Consider the following 20999-nt stretch of genomic DNA (forward strand, 5'->3'; position numbering starts at 1 on the left):
CTGAGGTCGTGAAGACAAAGAATAATTAGTTGATATCGGTGATAGTGAGGGTGCCCGTTGCTTCAAGCTGGGCTACCTGCGCGGCCCGTTGGCTGGCAATGGTCTGGACATAATCGAGTTCGGCTTTCTGGTAATCGGTTTCGGCTTCGAGCCGCTCCGTGATGCGGATAAGTCCCTGCTCATACTGGCGGGTGGCAATGTCGAGGGCTTTGCGGGCCAGCCCTACTTTCTGTTGGGCCACATCGACCAACTCATTGGCCGTAGCCATTTCCGAGCGGCTCTTCTGGAGGTTCAGTGTCAGCAGGTCGCGGGTCTGGGCCAGGGTGTTCTGCGATATATCGAGATCCTGCTGCGCCGTTCGTCGTTCGGTACGCGACGCAAACTTGTCGAAAAGCGTCCAGCGCACGCCTACACCGGCATACCAGTAGGGTTCGATGGCCGACAGGTCTTTGCGGTACAGTTCATTTTTACCGAATGCATATACCTGGGGCAGATAACCCGACAGCGTCGCTTTCTGGCGGTAGCGCGTGGCTTCCCGGGCCAGTTCCAGCGATTTGAGTTCGGGGCGATTGTCTACCGATGCTACGCTCATATCGCTCACCAGCCGGGTCAGTTCGGGGCGTATTGCCGATAACTGGTCGGCCGGAACGCCGGTCAGCTGCGTCAGGCGGGCGAGGGCCAACTGGCGTTTCCCGTTCAGGTCGACACGCTTTGCCCGCAGGTCCTGCACAGCCAGGTCGACTTTACTGCGATCGTAGGGCGTGGCGAGTCCTTCTTTCACGGCTTTGTTGATGAACCGTACCTGCTCGGCGAGTCGTTTGTCGGCTTCGTCGAGCACCTGCTCCGACTGGGCAATCAACCCCAGCTGGTCATAGGCCAGCGTGACATCCCGGATGATGGTCATTCGTTCTTTATCGGCCAGCGCACCAATAGCCTGTTCTTTAAAGGACAGCGCTTTGCTCAGCGTCGGGATCTTGGTCCCCGAGAAGAGGAGCATATTGGCCTGAACAGTTGCTTTCAGAATGTTCTGGGGCTGAAGCTGCTGCTCCAGTTCGTAAGGCCCGCTATACACCTCCTTTGGTAACGGCTGGTAGGGCAACCGTGGCAGGATGATACTAATGTCGCGGTCGAGGTGCGTATAGGTTGGGTTGATGGTTATTTCGGGCAGGTACTGGTTTTTCAGCCCCTGCTTTTCAATCTGTACTTTCCGTTGCTCGGCCTGGTTATTAGCCAATGCGTAGCTTTTCGTTAATGCCTGTTCGATCAGGGCTTGCCGGGTGGGTGCCGACCCGGCCGGCGGGGTGAGCTGCGCCCGGGCCGTTGTGGCCAGTAACGAGCCAACTAGAAATGCGGAAGCGATTATTGTCTTCATTGTATTAATTACACTTTTAACGTTTTTTTAGTTTCCTTATGATCAAAAAAAACAGGCACTCACTCCAGGTAAAACTTTTCGGTCAGGATTCCTCTCAGGAGAATATTAAGGACCAGATCGATCCGTTCCTGGGTCGTAGCCGGTATCTGGCGGGAAATGTCGGCGGGGAACTGGCTCAGAAAATCGGTATCGGTCAGTTGCTGCACGGCGCTGATAAACATAACGATGGCGATCTGCCGGGATGCATCGTCCCGGATATACCCAACGCGTACCCCCTCTTCGACAAGCTGGGTCAGGTACTGGAGCTGCATGTCGCGCCGAAAGTCGTTAGCCTGTTTATAAGCTACTGGTTCGGAGCGCTTTAAATCGTCCCAAAACTTTTTATTCACAGTAGAAAAACTTCCGCCTATGTGCTGAAGATAGGCGTTTAGCTTCTGCCGGAGCGACAAATCCACATCGTTCACAATCTCATCGGCCCGTTGCCGGAACTGCCGCGCAAACCGGTCGATACCCGCGGTCAAAATCTCCGACTTGCCGCCGAAGTGGTTATACACCGTTTTCTTGCTGATCGCCAGTTCCCGCACAATATCATCTACCACCACACGGCTGTAGCCGTAGCGAAAAAACAAGGTCATGGCCGCATCGAGTATGCGCTGGTCGGTGCTTGTTTCATCGGCAGAGGCAGATTTTTCGGATTGTCTCATCGGAAACTTTAAATAATTTTATAGTGTAAATAATGCAATTCAATTACCTAACTTTTCTCTGGAAAAGAAAGTTCAACAAGGCTTGTCTGTAGCGCTGTAGTTATGCTTCCTCAGAAAGGGCGATCGGCACCATTGGCCCGGAGCTGTTCCCGGTACTGGCTGGGTGATACGCCAGTTTTTCGTTTGAAAAAGCGGGCAAAATAGGTTGGGTACTCGAAATGGAGTTGATAAGCGATTTCAGAGATCGAATAAGCCGTGTAAGCGAGGTATTTCTGCGCTTCAGCGACCACATGATTTTGTACTAGTTCAGAGGCCGACTTATTCGCCACGGCCCGGCAGATGCGATTCAGATGTACCGGGGTTATGGCCATTTCGTCGGCTACCTGAGCAATGGTCGTAGCCATGGTAGCCCGGCGCATCAGCTGCTGAAACTGCCGGAAGTAGGTCATAGCCGGACTAAATTGATCGGGCAGCCGTGTTTGTCCGTGCTTCAGCAGCCGATACAGAATGATAAACAGCCGGTGCAGGCAGGCCTGAATCATGATCCGTTTTTGAACCTGATCACTAAAAAGCTCTTCATCGATCTCTTCGATCAGTTCCAGGACGGAAGCGGCTGAATAAGTAACGTCAAAGACAGTGATCGTCTGCACGGTGTTCAGCAGTGGCTGCATCGCTGGATTGGTTCGAAAAAAGTCATCGAGCAGCGAATCGGACAGCGTAAGTATGCGCCCCCGTGCATCGGCCGAATACACGAACCCGTGCAGGGCGTTGGGTGGTATGAGCAGTACGTAGGGACCTTCCAGTAACTGGCTCTGCTGAGCAGTCCGAACCTGTACCGTACCTGTCTGCACATAAAACACCTGAAACAGATGGGCATGAGTATGGGGCTGAATCACCCAGTCGAAGGTATGGCTACGTGTTTCCAGGAGTTCGGAGAACAGATACTCTTCCTGCGGCCGGGCCGTCGATTCACCGTAAAGACCGTCATATTGGGTAATCCGTATCATATCTAATGGAATAGGGTAAGGTCACGGGCCGGATACGCATCCAGGCGAAGCCAACGCGGATACAGGTTCGATTATTATCCGTAAAAGTCTGAAAAGTACACTACTGTAGCGTATATAAGCGGCAATTTTGCATGAATCAGGCCCTGCTATCCGGCTCCTGAAAAATCTAAAATTGTCCCCTTACAAGTTTACTCAATGATCAATAAATTTTTGTTTTGTATGCTCGCCGGTTTAGGCATGCTGGCCTCCGTTTCAGTCGCTCAGCCACCGGGTGGCGTCCCACCGGGTGGGCCAATGGCAAAAGCCAACACCGCGTCCATCCAGCGTAAATGGCTGGATGTTGCCTATGCCGACAAGTCTACGGCTCAGAAACTAGATATCTATCTGCCCGACACGGGAAAGGGCCCGTTTCCGGTAATTGTTCCCATTCATGGGGGAGCCTTCAAAATGGGCGACAAAGCCGATGGACAGCTAACGCCCATGCTGGCGGGGCTCAAACGGGGTTACGCCGTGGTCTCCGTTAATTACCGGCTCAGTGGCGAAGCCGTATTCCCCGCCCAGATCCAGGACGTTAAAGCGGCCATTCGGTTTATCAGGGCTCACGCCAGCACCTACCAACTCAACCCGAACAGGATTGCGGCCTGGGGCGGCTCGGCGGGTGGGCATCTGGCAGCTATGGCCGGTACCACCAGCGACATCACCGATTTCGACGACGCCAGTCTTGGCAATGCCGGGCAGAGCAGCCGCGTACAGGCCGTTGTCGACTGGTTTGGGCCTATCCGCTTCGACCAGATGGATGCCCAGTTCAAGGCCAGCGGCAAGGGCACTGCCGATCATGACGCAGCCAACTCACCCGAGTCGCAGCTACTGGGCAAACCTGTTCAGCAGGCCCCCGACCTGGTGAAGCGGGCCAGCCCGGCTACCTATATCAGCCAGAGCGACCCGCCCATGTTCATCGAACACGGCACCGATGATCGCCTGGTACCAACCCAGCAATCGGTCGATTTTGCGGCAGCGCTGGAAAAAATACTCGGTCATCAGAACGTAACGATTACCCTGCTCGAAGGCGCTAACCACGGTGGCCCCCAATTCAACACACCAGAAAACCTGGCTACCGTTTTTTCGTTTCTCGACGCCTGTCTAAAGTAAGTACACCTCCCGGTACTCATTATGAAATTTTCGCCAACGGCTCCCGCGACTTTACTGGCCGGGGTTCTCCTGATCGTATGTGCCTGCAAGAAAGAAGCCGCCATGACCACCAGCGGGGCGGTATCACCTACCCTACCCTAACAAAGATTGTATGTAACAGCGCCATCGAGCGCCTGTCGGGGAATACCAACTGGCTCACGAACTACCTGGAAACGCCAACCCGGCCTGCCATCGGGCTGCTACTGGGTCTGGTAGGGTTGGCCTTGTTTCTGACATGGCGTCAGGAATACGTCCGCCGTTAAGTGAAAATTTATTGAAACGCCGGGCAGAACGATAGGTCCTACCAATCCAGCTGTAGCTAAACCCAGGTATGGCAGTCAACGAATCGCCGTTCAGTCGTACTTTTGCACCATGATTTTACAAAACGATTTGCTGCTCCGCACGGCGCGGGGTGAACTGACCGAGCGGGTGCCGGTCTGGATGATGCGGCAGGCTGGCCGCGTACTGGCCGAGTACCGGGCCGTTCGGGAACGGGCCGGGAGTTTCATTACCCTGGCCAAAACCCCTGAACTGGCCGCTGAGGTGACCATTCAGCCCGTCGATGCGTTCGGCGTCGATGCCGCTATCATTTTCTCCGATATTCTGGTTGTGCCCGAAGCGATGGGCCTGCCCTACGAAATGATCGAAAGCCGGGGGCCTGTCTTTCCAACCACCGTTCGCACCATTGCCGACCTCAGCCGCCTGCGCGTAGCCGATGCCGAAAGTGACCTGGGTTACGTGCTGGACGCTATTCGTCTGACCAAGAAAGAGCTTAACGGTCGTGTGCCGCTCATCGGATTTGCCGGCGCACCCTTCACGATCTTTTGCTACATGACCGAAGGCAAAGGCTCCAAAACATTCTCTGTCGCCAAGAAACTGCTGTATACCGACCCGGTTTTTGCCCATACGCTGCTCCAGCAAATTACCGACAGCACCATTGCCTATCTGAAAGCGCAGGTACGGGCGGGTGTCAATCTGGTGCAGTTGTTCGATTCGTGGGCGGGTATCCTGTCGCCGGAGCAGTACCGGCTGTTTTCCCTGCCCTACATCCAGCAGATCTGCGACGCCCTTGGCAGCGAAATCCACGACGGCGTGGTAAGCCATGCGCCGGTGCCCGTCACGGTCTTCGCGAAAGGCGCTTTCTTCGCCCGCCACGAGATTGGCCAGCTGAGTTGCTCGGTTGTCGGACTGGACTGGAACATGGACCCGGCTGAGTCGCGGGAGTTGATTCCCAACAAAGTGTTGCAGGGCAACCTCGACCCCTGCGTGCTATACGCCGATTTCGCCCAGATCCGGGCGGAGGTAAAGCGCATGCTCGACGCCTTTGGCCACCAGCATTATATTGCCAACCTCGGCCACGGCATCTATCCCGATACCGACCCTGACAAAGCCCGTTGCTTCGTCGATGCAGTAAAGGAAATGTAATCCAGCCCTGTCCATATGTAGGATTAAGGCCCTGACGGGGTCTCAATCCTACATATGGACAGCCGGTCAAACAAACGGCGGACACCAGCCGGGCGTAGGTGGCCTCTAAACAAAAAAGTTCTTTCCGGTGTAGTGAAAGCCGGGCACTAAGCCATGTGGTTTGCCTTGCCTGGATGACATACGACTCTGAAATGTACAGCCGACCAGCGCTCGTGACCAGTGCGTCACTGGCCTGGCAGGGGCTGAGGGTGGAACGCTACCAGTTGGATGCGATGGAGCTGCCGCCACACCGTCACGACCATCACCTGTTGCTGCTGTATCAGGCACCCCCGGTAACCGTTCGTCGGCAGCAGGGTAGCCGTGTTCAGCAAGCCGTTTTCCAGCCCGGCAATTTGGGGCTGTATCCCGGTGGTGAATATGACCGGGTGTCGTGGAACGGGCCAACCGATACGATACACCTGTATCTCGACAATCAGCAGCTGGAGGATAAGGCCCGTCGGGATATGGACCTGTCGCGTTTTTACCTGGGCGACCAGTTCCGGTTCGACGACGGACTTCTGAATGCGCTGGGACAGCAATTGCTGAGCGCCGTTGGAACAAGCCATACCCTTGGCTGGCTCTACGTCGAGTCGCTGATCAATACGCTGTGTTTCCACCTGATCGAGCATTATGGGCGCTACGAGCGACGTCCGGTCACGACAGGACGGCTACCGAACGCGGCACTCAACCGCATCGACGCCTACCTGGAAGCGTATGCTGACCAGTTTATAACGCTCGATACGCTGGCCGGTCTGGCCAACCTCAGCGTGTTTCACTTCACCCGGCTCTTTAAACACGCCATTGGTGTTTCCCCGTACCAGTATGTGCTTGATTGGAAAATCCGGCGGGCCCGCCAGTTGCTTCGGGCCAACGATACATCGATCAACAGCGTTAGTGACGCACTGGGTTTTTCGTCTCCCGCCCATTTTTCGGTGGCTTTCAAACGAAATGTGGGCATGAGTCCAAGCCAGTTTCAGCGCGGCTAAGCATCCAGGGAAGCAAAGCAGGAATCAGCAAAAACAAAGCAAGAATTCGGGGGTGATCCCGCGGGATATGGCTGACCTTTGTCGTCATAAAATCTATTGACACATGACAACGACAATTCTGTTAGCAGGCGCAACCGGCGACCTTGGCGGACGCATTCTGAAGGCGTTACTCGAACAAGGAGCCGACGTTCGTGCACTGGTCCGCCCCGGTACCGATGCCGATAAACTAGCCAAACTTGACCAACCGGGGGTAACGATCAGCCAGGTAGCCCTCACGGATGTAGCGGGTCTCACGCAAGCCTGCGAGGGTGTTTCCTGCGTGGTCTCGGCCTTGCAGGGCCTGCGGGACGTAATCGTGGATGCCCAATCGGCATTGCTCGACGCAGCGCTGGCGGCTGGCGTTCCCCGTTTTATCCCATCTGATTTTTCGAGCGACTATACCCAGCTCCCCGCCGGTTACAACCGAAACTTCGATTTACGTCGCGAGTTCAGCGCTCACCTGGATACGACTTCCATGGCAGGAACCTCAATTCTTAATGGAGCATTCGCCGAGCTTCTGACCTACAATATGCCGTTTCTCGATCTCAAGAAAAACAGTGTCGGGTATTGGGAGGACGCTGACTGGCGGGTAGACTTCACGACTATGGACAACACCGCAGCCTATACGGCAGCCGCAGCCCTGGACCCGTCTACACCCCGTATTCTACGCATTGCCAGTTTCCAGATCAGCGCCAATGAAATGGCCGCTGCTGCCGAAGAGGTGACCAGCCAGAAGTTCGCCGTGATTCGTATGGGCAGTCGGGATGAACTGGCGGCCTACAACCAGCGGGAACGTGCGGCACATCCCGAAGGAGAAACAGAGGTGTACCCAGGCTGGCAGCGGGGACAGTATATGCACAGTATGTTCAGCGTCCGGAACGAACCGCTCGATAATGACCGCTACCCGGCCGTAGCCTGGACACCTGTACGGGACGTAATCGGAAAACGCTGAGAATAGACCCGCAACCGAACATACCCTGGGCCAACGTCCGGGGTATGTTTATAAATTTTCTTTTGCTTCCTGCTTTAGTTGCGCCTTGTCGATAGGCACCACGCCAACCGACTCACAAACCAGTCCTCCGCCCAAATTCGACAGGCCGGCAATAATAGCGGGCGACTGCTTCAGGGCCACGCAGCAAGCGGCAATACTGATGACGGTATCACCCGCACCCGACACGTCGGCAATCTGGCGGATGTGGGCCGGGAGTTTGCGCTGCTCCCCGTTGAAATCGATAAACACCCCCCGCTCCGAAAGCGTAATAAGCGCTCCTTTCACGTTTAGGGTTGCTTTCAGCTGATCGACAGCCGCCTGGAATTCGCGGGCGTTGTCTACGTCGAAGTCAAGTTTCAACCCTTCGCGCAGTTCTTTCAGATTGGGTTTGAAGAGGGTCGTATTCTGATACGACAGGAAGTTGCGTTTTTTAGGATCGACTACCGTCGGCACGTGCTGGGCATTGGCAAAGTCGGTGATCTCGGCAATGGCTTCCTTACTGAGCACCCCTTTGTCATAATCCTCGAAAATAACGACATGACAAGTCGGTATAAGCTGTTTGGCTTTGGCAATGAGCTGTGTGCGCTCGTCGGTATTGATGTACTTGTCGGTTTCGGTATCGACCCGAACCACCTGCTGCGAACTGGCGATGATACGCTCCTTGATCGTCGTAATCCGGTCGTTGCTCCGGATCAGACCGTCGCAGTTAAGCCCCCGGTCACCTAATTCCTGCATCAGCTGATCGCCGGGTATGTCGGTACCGATGACAGAGCAGATAATCGCTTCGGCACCCAGCGCCTGCACGTTGAGCAGCACGTTACCGGCTCCGCCCAGCCGCCGTTCCCGCCGGTCGACCGTTACGATCGGCACGGGCGCTTCGGGAGAGATACGCTCCACCCGACCCCACACGTAGGAATCGAGCATCACATCACCAATAATCAAAACGCGCAGCTTATCGAATTGATCAAATAACTCGTCAAGAGACATATCTAGGACTGGACTCGTCATAGCGAAAGTGGGAATCGGGGAACAAGGAAACAGGCGGGCGACCCGGCGCAGTTTCTCCGTAGAAACCTGCCTTTTGTGGCTCGCTTACTGTTTATTTTCCTGCAAAGAAACGAAAACTGGCCGCGTTTCCGGCATGGGAGTGCCCGGTTTGAGGGAGTGGCTTTACCAGCCAGCTATCAGCCTGAGCAACCAGTCGGGTTTGAGAAACAACCCAACGACAGGCACGACCAACCCTACCGCCAGCCAGACGGGGCCCTTTGGCAGCGAACCACCGACCCATGACGCCGACCGTTCCGGCAGCGGGCGAAAAAAGAGCAGGAAAGGAATTTTGAGGTAGTAGACCAGCGAGATCAACGCGTTGAGCAACCCGATAGCAAAAAGAGTCAGTAACCAGGGGTTGCCGCTATGCTGGTAGGCGTCGTACAGGGCCGAAAAGGCCAGCACTTTGGCCGTAAACCCAACCGTTGGCGGTAAACCTGTCAGGCCGAGCATCACAATGGTGAGCGCTACCGACAGTAGGGGTTGCCGGGCTCCTAACCCGGCAAACTGGCTCATGGCCAACGAAGCGCTATTCGTATGGCGAGCCAGCAAATCGACCAGAAAGAAAGCGGCCAGCGACAGGAACAGGTAGGTACCCGCGTAGAACAAGACCGCGTCGAAGCCCGCTTTATTCAGCGCAACCACACCTACCAGCAGGAAACCCGCATGAGCAATAGTTGAGTAGGCCAGCATCCGTTTCGCATCCGTTTGACGCAATGCCGACAGGTTCCCGATCAGGATACCCGCGAGGGCCAGAACCGCCAGCGGTACTTGCAGCACAGTTGCCGTGGCCCCCTCCGGTGCGAAACCATCCAGCCCGTCCGCCGTTGGAGCACCCATCGGCAGGGCCGTTACCAGGCGCATCAGCACCAGTACCGCAGCGGCTTTGGGCGCTACCGAGAAGAAAGCGGCCACCGGAACCGGGGCGGCTTCATAGGCATCGGGCGTCCAGACATGGAAGGGAACCCCCGCCAGTTTAAACAGCAGGCCGGCCAGTGTCAGCAGCATGGCCACGGCCACGACGCCCGTATCCTGTCGCGCCAGTTCGGCCCCGAATCCATCGGCGGTGAGGTCGAGGGTACCCGTCATTCCGTATAGCAGCGACATTCCATACAGCATAACGGCCGAACTGATGGCACCAAAAAGCAGGTATTTGATTCCCCCTTCCGATGCTTTCCGGTCGGCAACCAGCGCCGTCAGTAAATAGGAGCAGATGGAAACCAGTTCAATGCTGAGGTAAATGCTGAGCAGATTGACCGACAGCGTCATCAAAAACAAACCCAGTGTCATGGCAATCAGGATCGGGAACCATTCGAGGGGCAACCCCCTTGCCGGTACGGCGTTCCGGGGCGGGGAGGCCATTTCGTATAGCAGCACGAACAGCGCACTCAGCGCAATCACTACCTGGAAATAAATAGCCTGATCGTCGACAAACAGCAGGCGAAGAAAAAGAAACCCACGCACGGGCATGACCACCGCCCAGATACCGGCGACCCCCACCGCCAAAATACTCATAACGGCCAGAAAGCGACGGGCCTGCCGGCGATCGGTCCGTAACAGCCCTAATTCGGCCAACAGCAGTGCGCAGAAAGCGGCCGAAAGCCATAGCTCAGGGCCAAAACCGCCAAGACTGCGCAGAATGTCGGTAAGTTGATCGGTTAACAAGTTAATCTGTTAGTGAGTTGGTGAGTTGGTGAGTAAGTCCGTTGGTACGTATTCCGCGTCAGCTACTGATACACCAACCCGCCAACCGGCTACCTGATCTATATCATTCCGTCGCGCCCGGGCTGACCTTCGTAGCCCCGCAACTGAACAGGCTTATCAGCCTTGCGGAGCCGGATGTTAAGGAATTCGACCAGCAGCGAGAACGCAATGGCAAAATACAGATAGCCTTTGGGAACGGTGCCAATTTCCTGGTCGAAGAACACAACTTCCGACAGGTGGGCTCCTTCGGCTACGAGCATGAACCCGATCATGATCAGGAACGCCAGCCCAAGCATCTGAATGGTAGGGTGCTCGTTCACAAATTTACCCACCGGCCCGGCAAAGAACATCATAATGATCACCGATAGAATAACGGCGATCATCATGATCGTTACATTTTGGGTGAGGCCAATGGCAGTCAGAATGGAGTCGATAGAAAAAACGATGTTGGTGATGGCAATCTGCGTCACTACGCTGCTAACAGTGGCCTTTCCCTTAACCTCACTAGCTTCGGTGTCCTCTCCGCCCCCTTCCAGTTTATGGTGGATTTCGGACGTGGCTTTGTAAAGCAGGAACAGGCCACCCGCAAACAGAATGAGACTCTGACCGGTAAAGGCAGCCTTGAACCAGCCCGCATCGATGTGCGTAAATGGCTTGCTGAGGGAGATAACGAGAGAAATACCCATCAGCAAAGCAAGCCGAAAGGCCATTGCCAGAATGAGACCAATGTTCCGGGCTTTACCCTGATCCTGCGGGGCTAATTTGTTGGCCGCGATCGAAATGAAAATGATGTTATCGATTCCCAGAACGATTTCCAGGAAGGTCAGTGTCAGTAGGCTGATGATGGATGCAGCAGTAAAGAGATCGCTCATGGTTGATTAGATGTATGGCCAAAAGTACCGGCTTACAACCGGGAGTGCAACACTTGCGCTATAAAACAACGCTAAAACGGCTGAAAGGTTGACCGATTCCAGGCGTAAACCAGTCGGTTGAAACGGTACCGGCCCGCCCGATGGGTCTCTGTTTAGACGGGCCGTGACGGGTTGCCGCGCCGGTCATTACCTATCCATCCTGTTGTTAGCGCGCCTGTGAGTGGCACGAAAATAGCTGCCGGACTGATCTGACAGGGTTAATAAATACCCGGGAGTACGTTAGGCTAAGTCGGGGAAGGGGCTTAGCTTTGGTAACAGCCAGTAACATAATGCCGGTTGTGGACGTTATATTTCCAGACTACGTTATATACTGCCAGCCAGAAAAATCATTTATCTATTGTGACGAAAGCGCTTGTTCGTATTCTGATTGGTCTTTTTGCTCTCATTCTGCTGCTGGTGGGTTTTGTGATGCTCGTAGCCACAACGCCCTGGGGTCAGCAGTTGGTGACGAAGCAGGTTAATTCGTATTTGGCCGGAAAGCTTAACTCGCCTTTCCGCATCGGGCGAGTTCGCTATGCTATACCCGACTATATCGAGTTGGAGAACGTATTCTTCAAGACCCCCAAAGGCGACACCCTGCTCGACGGCGGGCGTATGCGCGTTGACCTCGATATGTGGGGGCTACTCCATAACCGGGTGGCCATAAACACTATTGACCTCGAACACATCCGACTGAATATCAACCGGATAGCAGACAGCACCGGCACAACTCCGCCAGCCTTCAATTTTCAGTATATTCTCGACGCCTTCATCCCACCGGGCGACACCACCAAACCGACCACACCCGTCGACACAACAGTAGCTCCGCTGGATATCAATCTGGCCAGTGTTTTCCTGAAGGATGTGCGCATCAAATACCGGGACGATGTGGTTGGTGCCGATGTCAACGCCTACGTCGATAGCCTGCGGGCGGGTTTCGATAAAACCGACGTCACTAATTCCAGATATTACCTGTCGAACGTAGCGGTAAATGGCTTGAACGCGTATACCCGCCTGTATGAAGGCATTCCCACACCCGACGACCCTTCTGCCCCCAGCGATACCCTCGATATAAGGTTAGGAAAGTGGCAGGTTAACAAGGCCAAATGGGACGTACGCGTTGAAACAGCCGACTTCCGGACCCAGGGCACTGTGGGTAAATTGGCGATGGAGTCAGATTATTTTTACCTGAACGGTTCAAAAATCGGCATCAAGTCGCTCGATATGGCCGATGGCGATATTGCGGCTGTCCTGACCAGGCCGACGAAGAAAGCGGCTCCGGCCCGATCGACGGCTTCTGTAGTATCCACGCCGGACGTATCCACGCCGGACGTATCCACGCCGGACGTATCCACGCCGGACGTATCCACGCCGGACGTATCCACGCCGGACGTATCCACGCCGGGATGGCAGGCTAAGATTGGCACGGTTCGCTTTGCCAATAACCGGATCCGATACGACGACGAGACCGCAGCCCGGCAGAAACGCGGCCTGGATTATGGGCACCTCGACCTGCGCAACCTTGGCGTTGAAGGAAAAGCACTGGCCTATCAGGACCTGGGCACACGCGGTCAGCGGGTAAGTGGCCAGATCAGGAACGCTCAGTTCAAGGCCACCAGCGGCTTTACCCTCCAGCAATTCGATGCCGATGTGCTGTATGACGATAAGAATACGCGCCTGACGGGTATGCTCATTAAGACGCCCACGTCGCTCCTGCGCGATCAGGTAATTCTTCGGTACGATTCTCTGGCGCAGCTGAGCGATCCGCGCTTCGCCAAACGGGTCAGTATCCGGGCCAACCTGCGTCAAAGCCGACTGTCGGTGATGGATGTGCTTCAACTGGCTCCGTTCCTGGCCGATACGCCCCCATTCACTGATCCACGGGCTGTCTTTCGGGCCGATGCCCAGGCAACCGGCACGCTGGCGGCTCTGACTATACCCCGCTTTGGTCTCGATATGCTGTCGGGCACGCACGTTCGGATGAGCGGACGGCTGACCAACGTGACCGATCCCGACCGGATTGGCCTTGACCTGGTCATTAAGGATGCTACCACCCGGCTGGCCGACATCAACAAACTGGCCCCCAAAGGGTCGATTCCATCGTCCATCGCGCTGCCGCCCCTGTTCGACCTGACGGGGCGTATCAAAGGCCAGTTGAATAACCTGGTCCTGGATGCCAACCTACGTACCGACTGGGGCACGGCCGCTTTCGATGGTAAACTGGCCGGATTTGTAACCGGCAAGAACCAGACCTATCAAGGTACCCTGGACCTGACCGCTTTCGACGCGGGCAAGTGGCTGAAGCAGGAAGGAACGGTGGGTAAACTGACCGGACGCGCTACGTTCAACGGGCGTGGCATCGATGTCAACACGCTGACGACCCGGTTTGACCTCAACGTCCAATCGGCTGAACTGAGCGGCTACCGGTACCAGAACCTCGACGCAACCGGCAACCTTGCCAATGGCAACCTGACCCTGACCGGGGGCCTCAAGGACCCCAATGCCAACCTGACACTGGACATTAAAGCCGGTTTAAAAGGCGAGTTTCCGAGCGTAACGGGCGAAGCGGTCGTGCAGGAACTGAATCTGCAACAGTTAAAACTGTATAACGACCCTCTTTCCCTCAAAGGAAGGATCGTACTCGATATGCCCTCTACCGATCCGGCCAAACCGGTTGGTACGGTATCGGCAACCGACGCGGTGGTTACCCTGAATGGCAAGAACTACCCCGTTGATGCACTTTACGCCAAACTATCGGCAGATGGGAAAAACAAAAAAGTCGACGCACAACTGCCCGGTGCGCAGGTAGCCCTGAATGGACAATTCGAGTATACCCAGCTCTACGATATTGTGGTGGGTGAAATCAGCAAATACCTGGCCATCCCGGCGCTGACCTACAAGACGATTCCACCGCCCTACGCGTTCACGGTCAACATGAAAGCGTATCAGAATCCCTTGTTTCAGGCCTTTGTACCCGCCCTAACCCGGCTCGACACCGTCCGGCTCGACGCTTATCTGGACAATTTGCGGGATACGACCCTGTCGGCAACGGTGCGTACCGGCACCATTGTGTATGACACGACCACTATTCAGGGCGCAACGCTGGCACTGCGGGGCATCAACAACCAGCTGAAGGTAGCCGGTCGCGTCGATGGCATTCTGTATGATGACCTGAAGATTCGCGAAACCCTCCTGACCGGGACAGCCGCCAACAACCGGTTCCGATTTGCGGTCGTCAATAAAGATTCCATTGGGCAGGATCTGCACGCACTGGCCGGCACGCTCAGCATCGTCGACAGTAGTTACCGCTTTCAGTTCGCCCGCGACGGCTTAATGACCAGCTACCAGCGCTGGACGGCCGATACCAGCGGGTTTGTCCAGTATGGTACTAGCGGGGTAATGATCAGTACCCTCCGGCTGGAACAGGATAATCAGCTGCTGGAAGTGGGCAGCACCGAACTTTACGGAAATGCGCCGATTCGGGTAACGACCCGCGGTATTCAACTCGCCAACCTGGCCCGGCTGGCCAACCAGGATACGACGCTGGCGGCTGGTGAACTCAATGGTACAGTAGTTGTACGGGATTACATGACCGAAGATAGCCAACTGGCCTTCATCGGCTCGGTTTACGTCGACAGCCTGCGGGTAATGGCACAGCCGATCGGGAATCTGACGGCCCGTTTCCGGAACAACTCCGATGGGCGTATCGACGTAAACACCACTCTAGCCGGGCCTTATAACGATGCCACTGTCGTTGGTTTTTATAATCCCGAAAATGCGAAACAGGCACTCGATCTGACAATCAATCTGAAACGGCTCGATGCCCGGACAATCGAAGCCTTCAGCTTTGGCGAGCTTAGGCAGGCGAAAGGAAAACTCGTCGGTGAATTTACGGTCAATGGTTCGGCCGACAACCCCCAGCTGAACGGCAGCGTAGCCTTCGACTCGGTCGCCTTCAATATCAAACAGCTCAACGCTACCTATCGCATCGATCAGGAAAAGCTCAACTTTGCCGGTCAGACCATCACCCTGAACGATTTCAATGTACGCGATACCCTCGGTCGGACACTTACCACCGATGGAACCGTTGTGCTGAAAAATCTGCCCGATGCGACCTATAACCTGCGCGTCAGGGCGGCCAACTTCCAGGTGCTGAACGCGGCTCGTAAAGACAATGACTATGCCTACGGACAAGCCGCTGTCACGGCCGACCTGCGCGTGAAGGGAGCAGGAACGAACGCATCGATCAATGGTACGGTCAAACTCGAAGATGGCAGTAAAGTGTCGGTGGTACTACCCGACGAATCAGTGGATGTGAATGAAGCCAACGGTATCGTTACGTTTATCGATCACAACGATTCGCTGGCGCTGGGCAAATACATTTACCGGCCAAAACGCGACAGCGTGACCACCCGGTTGGCATTCGATCAGTTGACCAATGCCAATATTTCGCTCGATCTGGAAGCCGACGAGAAATCGGAACTGACCATTATCGTCGATGAACTCAACGGCGACTACCTGCGGGCGCGGGGCAACGCCCGCCTGAACGTAACGGTGAACGCGGCCGGACAGCTCAGCGTGCTGGGGCGCTACGAAGTGACCGAGGGTGAGTACTCGCTCACGTACCAGGTGCTGAAGCGTCAGTTCGAAATTCAGAAAGGCGGCTACATTAATTTCTCAGGCGACCCGCTTAAAGCCGACCTGAACATCACGGCGATCTACAAAGTGTCGGTACCGCCCGGCGACCTGGTGGGCAACGAATCCAGCTCGCTGGACGCATCGGCGGCTAAACGTAAGCTACCCTTCAACGTGGCGCTGAGTATGAGCAACAACCTGGCTGCGCCTAAACTGGACTTCGATATCCGGCTGTCGGGTGTCGATCAGAGTGGTCAGGCTGCATCAAGCCCGATCGTTACAACAATCGAGAACAAGCTGACCACCCTGCGGCAAGACCAGTCGCAGATCAACAAACAGGTCTTTGCGTTGTTGATCCTGAACCGGTTCCTGCCCGAAAATACCTCCGACTTCTTCTCCGGATCGGGTGGCGGTGGCCTGAACAGCCAAGCCGAAGGCGTAGCCCGTAGCAGTGTCAGCAAGCTGATCTCCGACCAGTTGGGGCAGTTGGCGTCTAACGTCCTGAAAGGGTTCGATGTAGACTTCAACCTGCTCTCGCAGACGGGTAGCGCCAATACCGGCGGCACTACCAACGGGGCCCGTACCGACCTGAACGTTGGGTTGTCGCGGAGTTTTCTGGAAGGGCGTATAACGGTATCGGTCGGCAAAAACTTCGTACTCGAAAATGCAGCGGGTGCGGCTACTTCGGCCAGCCAGGTATTCGACAACCTGTCGGTCAACTACAGCCTTACCCGCGACAGCCGTTATGTGCTGCGGGCATACCGAAGCAACAACTACCAGGCCGTACTGGACGGGTTCGTTATTGAAACAGGCGTCGGGTTTATCATCACCTTCGACTACAACACAATTTCGGAGATGTTCCGTAAAACGTCGGTGGGTACGGCCGACCCATCCACAACGTCCCTGAATTAAGTATTCATGCCATTCATCCCTCAAAGACTGAACAAACTTCCTTTTCTATGCTGAAGCAGACGCACCCATCACCCGGCCTTTCGATATGGACCGTTCTGAGTCTGCTGCTACTCGCTTGTTTGCTCAACGCCTGCAACATTGCCAAACACCTGCCAGCCAACGAACGGCTTTATATGGGTACCGATGTTGTCGTTAACGCTGATTCTACCGTTGCCAAAGTAGAGCAGGAGTCGATGGCAGAGCAACTCTCGGCCCTGGCCCGGCCACGGCCCAATGCACAACTTTTTGGCTACCCCTTTCGGGTTGGTCTTTACTATTTGTTCGGCGAACCCAAAAAGCCGAAGGGTTTCCGCTCCTGGTTTCGTAAGAAATTCGGCCGCGAACCCGTATTCGCCAGTGCACGGGCTATATCGGCTAACGCACCGGTCATGAACGCCCTGTTGCAAAACGAAGGGTATTTTGGCTCAACCGTAAGTGGATCACTGAAAGAGGAAGGCTATAAAGCGCGGGGGGTGTATCAGGCCGACATGAAACAGCGCTATTACGTTGACTCGGTCGCGTTTCAGAAGGACTCGGCGGGCGTTGGGGTGCGTCCGGTTATCCAGGCCCTACAGGCATCGGCCCGGCGAACTATTTTCAAAAAGGGTGACCCTTACCGCTTCGATAACATAAAGCTGGAACGCGAACGGATTGGACAGGCCCTTAAGCAACGGGGACTGTATTACTTCACCCCCGATTACATCGGCGTACTGGCCGATAACGACTCGGTACGCCACCGGACCACACTGATCTTCTATATCAAGCCCGATATGCCCGAAGCGGCCGGCGTGCCCTACTCCATCCGAAACATCTTTATCTACCCAAACTATAATCTTTCGACAGCCCGGATCGATACGAATAAACAGCAGGCATATCAGTCAGAAGAACGCTTCAACATCGTCGATTCGAGCCGCCGGTTCGATCCGAAACTGTTCCGGGATGTGATAACGGTACAGCCGGGCACTCGCTATAACAGCCGCCAGCAGGATCTGACACTTTCGCGGCTGGTCAACGTGGGGGCGTTTAAGTTTGTCCGTAACCGGTTCGACCCCGACCAGCAGGGCGACTCCGCCGTACTGGACGTTCACTATTACCTGACCCCCTACCCCACAAAATCGGTGCGGCTGGAGCTGGATGGCACCTCCCGTTCCAACAACTTCAACGGTACACAGGCTATCCTGAGCTGGCGCAACCGGAATGCCCTCCGACGCGCCGAGTTGCTCACGCTCAACGCAAACGTAGGTATCGAGTTTCAAGTAGGGGCCGGCGATCAGGCGCTGACAAACTACCGATATGGACTCGATGCGGTACTTACCTTTCCGCGTCTGGTAAGTCCGTTCCGGTTTCAGTTTGATCAGCGTCAAGCTCTGCCAAAAACGAATCTTACGCTGGGGTACCAAACCATCATTCGCGGGGACCTGTACAAGATCAATTCATTCAACACAACCTTTGGCTATGCCTGGCGTCGGAGTCAGCGCGTTGAACACGTTTTTCAGCCCTTCAACGCAAACTACATTTTTGTACCGCTGAAGCGCGTAACTAATCGTTTCTATGAAACTTATGAGGATCCCCTTACGCCAGAAGTTGTTAAAAGACAGTATATCAATATCCTTTCCTCGGACCAGTTCATTCTGAGCAGTTTATACACGTTCAATTATAACTCGTCGCCCCGCTCGAACTCGCCAACGACATTCCGGCTTACTGCCAACGCCGAAGCTGCCGGTAACTTAGCTAGCTTGCTGATTCCACTCAAGGAGGGTCAGGATCAGAAAACCATCCTCGGCGTTCCCTTCGCGCAGTACCTTCGTTTCGATGCCGATGCCCGGTTGTACCGCAAACTGGGGAGTAGCCTGACCTGGGCTAACCGGCTCTTTGTCGGCGTTGGCATTCCGTATGGGAACTCAAAAGATTTTCAGTTACCCCTTACCCGGCAGTACTTCATTGGCGGCACCAATAGCATACGGGCTTTCCGGCCGCGCGCTATCGGCCCGGGTCTATATACTCGTGACACGCTGCGTAACCTGCCGCTGTTCCAGGATGGCGGTGGTGATATCCGGCTGGAAGCCAATACAGAATTGCGGCAGAAATTCAACAAGTATATCGAGGGAGCCGTCTTCGTCGATGCTGGTAATATCTGGACGTATTATCCGGCAGTCCGGTTCACGACAAATCCGCTGGAGGGCCAGTTCAGGAATGACTTTTACAAACAGATTGCTATTGGCGCGGGCGTCGGTATCCGCATCGATCTATCTTACTTTCTGGTACGTCTGGATCTGGCAACACCGTTGCGAAAGCCTTATAAAACCAACGGCAGCGAGTGGGTCATTGACCAGATCAATTTCCGCAGCCGCGACTGGCGCAAACAGAATCTGGTGTTTAACATCGGCATTGGCTATCCATTCTAGTAACGCGCCTACGTACCGCGGACTTCAGTCCGATACTATAGATCAACGGACTGAAGTCCGCGGTACGTAGACGCGTTACTGTAAAATCGGCTTGATGACGGCCCAGACGTTTTCGGCTACGATCTTATGACCGGCGGGGTTGGGGTGGATACCATCGGCCTGATTGAGTTTAGGAATACCGCCCACGTTTTCGAGCAGGAACGGAATCAGAATCGCTTTGTTCTTGTCGGCGAGTTGCTTGAACAACTCCCGAAACTCCCGCGTGTACTCCGTGCCGAGGTTGGGCGGAATCTGCATCCCGGCAAGAACGATGGTCGCCTGTGGGCTCTTACGCCGGACAGTGTCCATAATGGCCTGCAAATTCTGGCGCGTGGCCGACAGCGGCAAACCGCGCAGCCCGTCGTTCCCGCCCAGTTCGAGCACAAACACCGCTACAGGCTGGCGCAACACCCAACCGATCCGACTCTTGCCGCCCGCCGTTGTTTCGCCACTGAGACCCGCGTTGACAACGGTGTAGTTCAATCCCGCCGAGTCTATCTTCGCGCCAATCAGGGCCGGAAAAGCCTGCCCTGGTTCAACACCGTAGCCAGCGGCCAGGCTATTCCCAAAAAATAATACGGTCTGTTTGGTAGACGTCGGTGTCGATTTAGGCTGCTCAGTTGCTTGGGTGGAGCCAGCAGCTGGTTTCTTGTCGCTTTTTGTTTCGGAGGAGCCACAGCCCCAGACCGTTAAGAGTATCATTAGTCCGCTCATCACGGAATACAGCATTCGATTACCCGGTAAGAACTTCATAGACAGCAAGGCAGTTGTGTTTACACAAACAAGTCGTATCCTCTGAATTTTGTTCAATGAGCATTCTACGCGTCGAAAATCTGACGAAAACATATGCCAGTGGAGGCAGTAACCTGACTGTTCTGCACGGCGTCAACTTCACTCTCGAACCGGGCGACACGTTCGCCATCGTTGGGCCTTCGGGCAGCGGCAAAACAACCTTGCTGGGCCTGTGCGCCGGACTCGACCGGGCTACGTCGGGAAGCGTCTACCTGAACGACATCCGGCTCGACACCCTCAGCGAAGACCAGCGGGCCGCCATCAGGAATCAGCATGTCGGGTTCATTTTTCAGAACTTCCAGCTGTTGCCTACCCTGACCGCTCTTGAAAACGTCATGGTTCCGCTCGAACTGCGCGGTGAGCGTGGAGCCCAGAAAAATGCGCAGGCGCTGCTGGACCGCGTGGGTCTGGGCCAGCGGGGGCATCACTACCCCACCCAACTTTCGGGCGGTGAACAGCAGCGCGTTTCACTGGCGCGGGCGTTTGCGAACCGACCCAAACTCCTCTTCGCCGATGAACCCACCGGTAACCTCGATGCCGACACCAGCGCTACCGTCGTAGATCTGCTGTTCGAACTGAACCGCGAAGCTGGCACTACCCTCGTACTGGTCACCCACGACCTGGAACTGGCCGCCCGCACCCAGCGTATCGTTCGGGTCAAAGGCGGCACGGTCGTCTCTGACACACAGGAGCGAAAGAGCGAACGAGTGATAGAAAGAGCGAATGGTGAATGATTTAATGAGTGATTGAGTGAATAATGCATG

General features: G+C 55.3%; 15 protein-coding genes. 8 read left to right on the forward strand and 7 right to left on the reverse strand.

The window, feature by feature from the left end; genetic code table 11:
* Window positions 1-25 precede the first annotated feature (25 nt).
* From FH603_RS18250 to FH603_RS18260, 3 genes are all read right to left on the reverse strand, one after another.
* Window positions 26-1372, reverse strand: a complete 1347-nt coding sequence (locus FH603_RS18250) for a TolC family protein (protein ID WP_186739045.1) — start codon at window positions 1370-1372, stop codon at window positions 26-28.
* Between the two features lie 59 nt (window positions 1373-1431).
* Window positions 1432-2076, reverse strand: coding sequence for a TetR/AcrR family transcriptional regulator (locus FH603_RS18255; protein ID WP_186739047.1), 645 nt, complete (start codon window positions 2074-2076; stop codon window positions 1432-1434).
* Between the two features lie 110 nt (window positions 2077-2186).
* Entirely contained in the window at window positions 2187-3083 is an 897-nt protein-coding gene (locus tag FH603_RS18260) for a helix-turn-helix domain-containing protein (RefSeq protein WP_186739049.1), read from the reverse strand.
* Between the two features lie 219 nt (window positions 3084-3302).
* Between FH603_RS18260 and FH603_RS18265 the strand changes: the two genes are divergently transcribed.
* The 5 genes from FH603_RS18265 (at window position 3303) to FH603_RS18285 (ending at window position 7712) form a co-directional block, all read left to right on the forward strand.
* Window positions 3303-4232: an alpha/beta hydrolase gene (locus FH603_RS18265; protein ID WP_208493139.1), complete on the forward strand. Its 930-nt coding sequence runs from the start codon at window positions 3303-3305 to the stop codon at window positions 4230-4232.
* Window positions 4233-4309: 77 nt separating this feature from the next.
* A complete protein-coding gene (locus FH603_RS18270) occupies window positions 4310-4534 on the forward strand; it encodes a hypothetical protein (protein ID WP_186739051.1) in 225 nt (74 codons plus the stop codon).
* Window positions 4535-4643: 109 nt separating this feature from the next.
* Complete coding sequence (gene hemE / locus FH603_RS18275; protein ID WP_186739052.1) at window positions 4644-5696, forward strand: uroporphyrinogen decarboxylase; 1053 nt, start codon at window positions 4644-4646, stop codon at window positions 5694-5696.
* Window positions 5697-5869: 173 nt separating this feature from the next.
* Complete coding sequence (locus FH603_RS18280) at window positions 5870-6721, forward strand: helix-turn-helix transcriptional regulator (protein ID WP_186739054.1); 852 nt, start codon at window positions 5870-5872, stop codon at window positions 6719-6721.
* Window positions 6722-6824: 103 nt separating this feature from the next.
* On the forward strand, window positions 6825-7712 hold the full coding sequence (locus FH603_RS18285) for an NmrA family NAD(P)-binding protein (protein WP_186739056.1): 888 nt from the start codon (window positions 6825-6827) through the stop codon (window positions 7710-7712).
* 48 nt (window positions 7713-7760) lie between these two features.
* On the opposite strand, the gene FH603_RS18290 is transcribed toward FH603_RS18285, so the two are convergent.
* The 3 genes from FH603_RS18290 to FH603_RS18300 all read right to left on the reverse strand — a co-directional run bounded on the left by FH603_RS18290 (window position 7761) and on the right by FH603_RS18300 (window position 11374).
* Window positions 7761-8738 carry a bifunctional heptose 7-phosphate kinase/heptose 1-phosphate adenyltransferase gene (locus FH603_RS18290; RefSeq protein WP_186739058.1) on the reverse strand — a complete coding sequence of 326 codons (978 nt, stop codon included), beginning with the start codon at window positions 8736-8738 and terminating at the stop codon, window positions 7761-7763.
* Window positions 8739-8921: 183 nt separating this feature from the next.
* Entirely contained in the window at window positions 8922-10463 is a 1542-nt protein-coding gene (locus FH603_RS18295) for an NADH-quinone oxidoreductase subunit N (RefSeq protein WP_186739059.1), read from the reverse strand.
* 98 nt (window positions 10464-10561) lie between these two features.
* Complete coding sequence (locus tag FH603_RS18300; RefSeq protein WP_186739061.1) at window positions 10562-11374, reverse strand: TerC family protein; 813 nt, start codon at window positions 11372-11374, stop codon at window positions 10562-10564.
* A gap of 399 nt (window positions 11375-11773) precedes the next feature.
* Here FH603_RS18300 and FH603_RS28975 point away from each other — a divergent pair, with 399 nt between their 5' ends.
* Together FH603_RS28975 and tamL are read left to right on the forward strand one after the other, a co-directional pair.
* Complete coding sequence (locus FH603_RS28975) at window positions 11774-16960, forward strand: translocation/assembly module TamB domain-containing protein (RefSeq protein ID WP_186739063.1); 5187 nt, start codon at window positions 11774-11776, stop codon at window positions 16958-16960.
* A gap of 47 nt (window positions 16961-17007) precedes the next feature.
* Window positions 17008-19404, forward strand: a complete 2397-nt coding sequence (tamL, locus tag FH603_RS18310; protein ID WP_186739065.1) for a translocation and assembly module lipoprotein TamL — start codon at window positions 17008-17010, stop codon at window positions 19402-19404.
* A gap of 75 nt (window positions 19405-19479) precedes the next feature.
* Here tamL and FH603_RS18315 read toward each other — a convergent pair whose 3' ends face one another.
* Window positions 19480-20196, reverse strand: coding sequence for an arylesterase (locus FH603_RS18315; RefSeq protein ID WP_186739067.1), 717 nt, complete (start codon window positions 20194-20196; stop codon window positions 19480-19482).
* A 56-nt stretch (window positions 20197-20252) separates the two neighbouring features.
* Between FH603_RS18315 and FH603_RS18320 the strand changes: the two genes are divergently transcribed.
* Window positions 20253-20969 (forward strand): ABC transporter ATP-binding protein, encoded by a 717-nt coding sequence (locus FH603_RS18320; RefSeq protein WP_186739069.1) that lies wholly within the window; start codon window positions 20253-20255, stop codon window positions 20967-20969.
* Window positions 20970-20999 lie beyond the last annotated feature (30 nt).

Source organism: Spirosoma utsteinense, from assembly GCF_014282275.1.
Classification (GTDB): domain Bacteria; phylum Bacteroidota; class Bacteroidia; order Cytophagales; family Spirosomataceae; genus Spirosoma; species Spirosoma utsteinense.

What these genes read in the sequence shown, in the direction of transcription:
- FH603_RS18270 (WP_186739051.1), top strand. Translation starts at nt 4,310, where the DNA reads ATGTGCCTGCAAGAAAGAAGCCGCCATGACCACCAGCGGGGCGGTATC.
- hemE (WP_186739052.1), top strand. Translation starts at nt 4,644, where the DNA reads ATGATTTTACAAAACGATTTGCTGCTCCGCACGGCGCGGGGTGAACTG.
- tamL (WP_186739065.1), top strand. Translation starts at nt 17,008, where the DNA reads ATGCTGAAGCAGACGCACCCATCACCCGGCCTTTCGATATGGACCGTT.
- FH603_RS18290 (WP_186739058.1), bottom strand. Translation starts at nt 8,738, where the DNA reads ATGTCTCTTGACGAGTTATTTGATCAATTCGATAAGCTGCGCGTTTTG.
- FH603_RS18255 (WP_186739047.1), bottom strand. Translation starts at nt 2,076, where the DNA reads ATGAGACAATCCGAAAAATCTGCCTCTGCCGATGAAACAAGCACCGAC.
- FH603_RS18300 (WP_186739061.1), bottom strand. Translation starts at nt 11,374, where the DNA reads ATGAGCGATCTCTTTACTGCTGCATCCATCATCAGCCTACTGACACTG.
- FH603_RS18315 (WP_186739067.1), bottom strand. Translation starts at nt 20,196, where the DNA reads ATGAAGTTCTTACCGGGTAATCGAATGCTGTATTCCGTGATGAGCGGA.
- FH603_RS18265 (WP_208493139.1), top strand. Translation starts at nt 3,303, where the DNA reads ATGCTCGCCGGTTTAGGCATGCTGGCCTCCGTTTCAGTCGCTCAGCCA.
- FH603_RS18285 (WP_186739056.1), top strand. Translation starts at nt 6,825, where the DNA reads ATGACAACGACAATTCTGTTAGCAGGCGCAACCGGCGACCTTGGCGGA.
- FH603_RS18260 (WP_186739049.1), bottom strand. Translation starts at nt 3,083, where the DNA reads ATGATACGGATTACCCAATATGACGGTCTTTACGGTGAATCGACGGCC.
- FH603_RS18250 (WP_186739045.1), bottom strand. Translation starts at nt 1,372, where the DNA reads ATGAAGACAATAATCGCTTCCGCATTTCTAGTTGGCTCGTTACTGGCC.
- FH603_RS18280 (WP_186739054.1), top strand. Translation starts at nt 5,870, where the DNA reads ATGACATACGACTCTGAAATGTACAGCCGACCAGCGCTCGTGACCAGT.
- FH603_RS18320 (WP_186739069.1), top strand. Translation starts at nt 20,253, where the DNA reads ATGAGCATTCTACGCGTCGAAAATCTGACGAAAACATATGCCAGTGGA.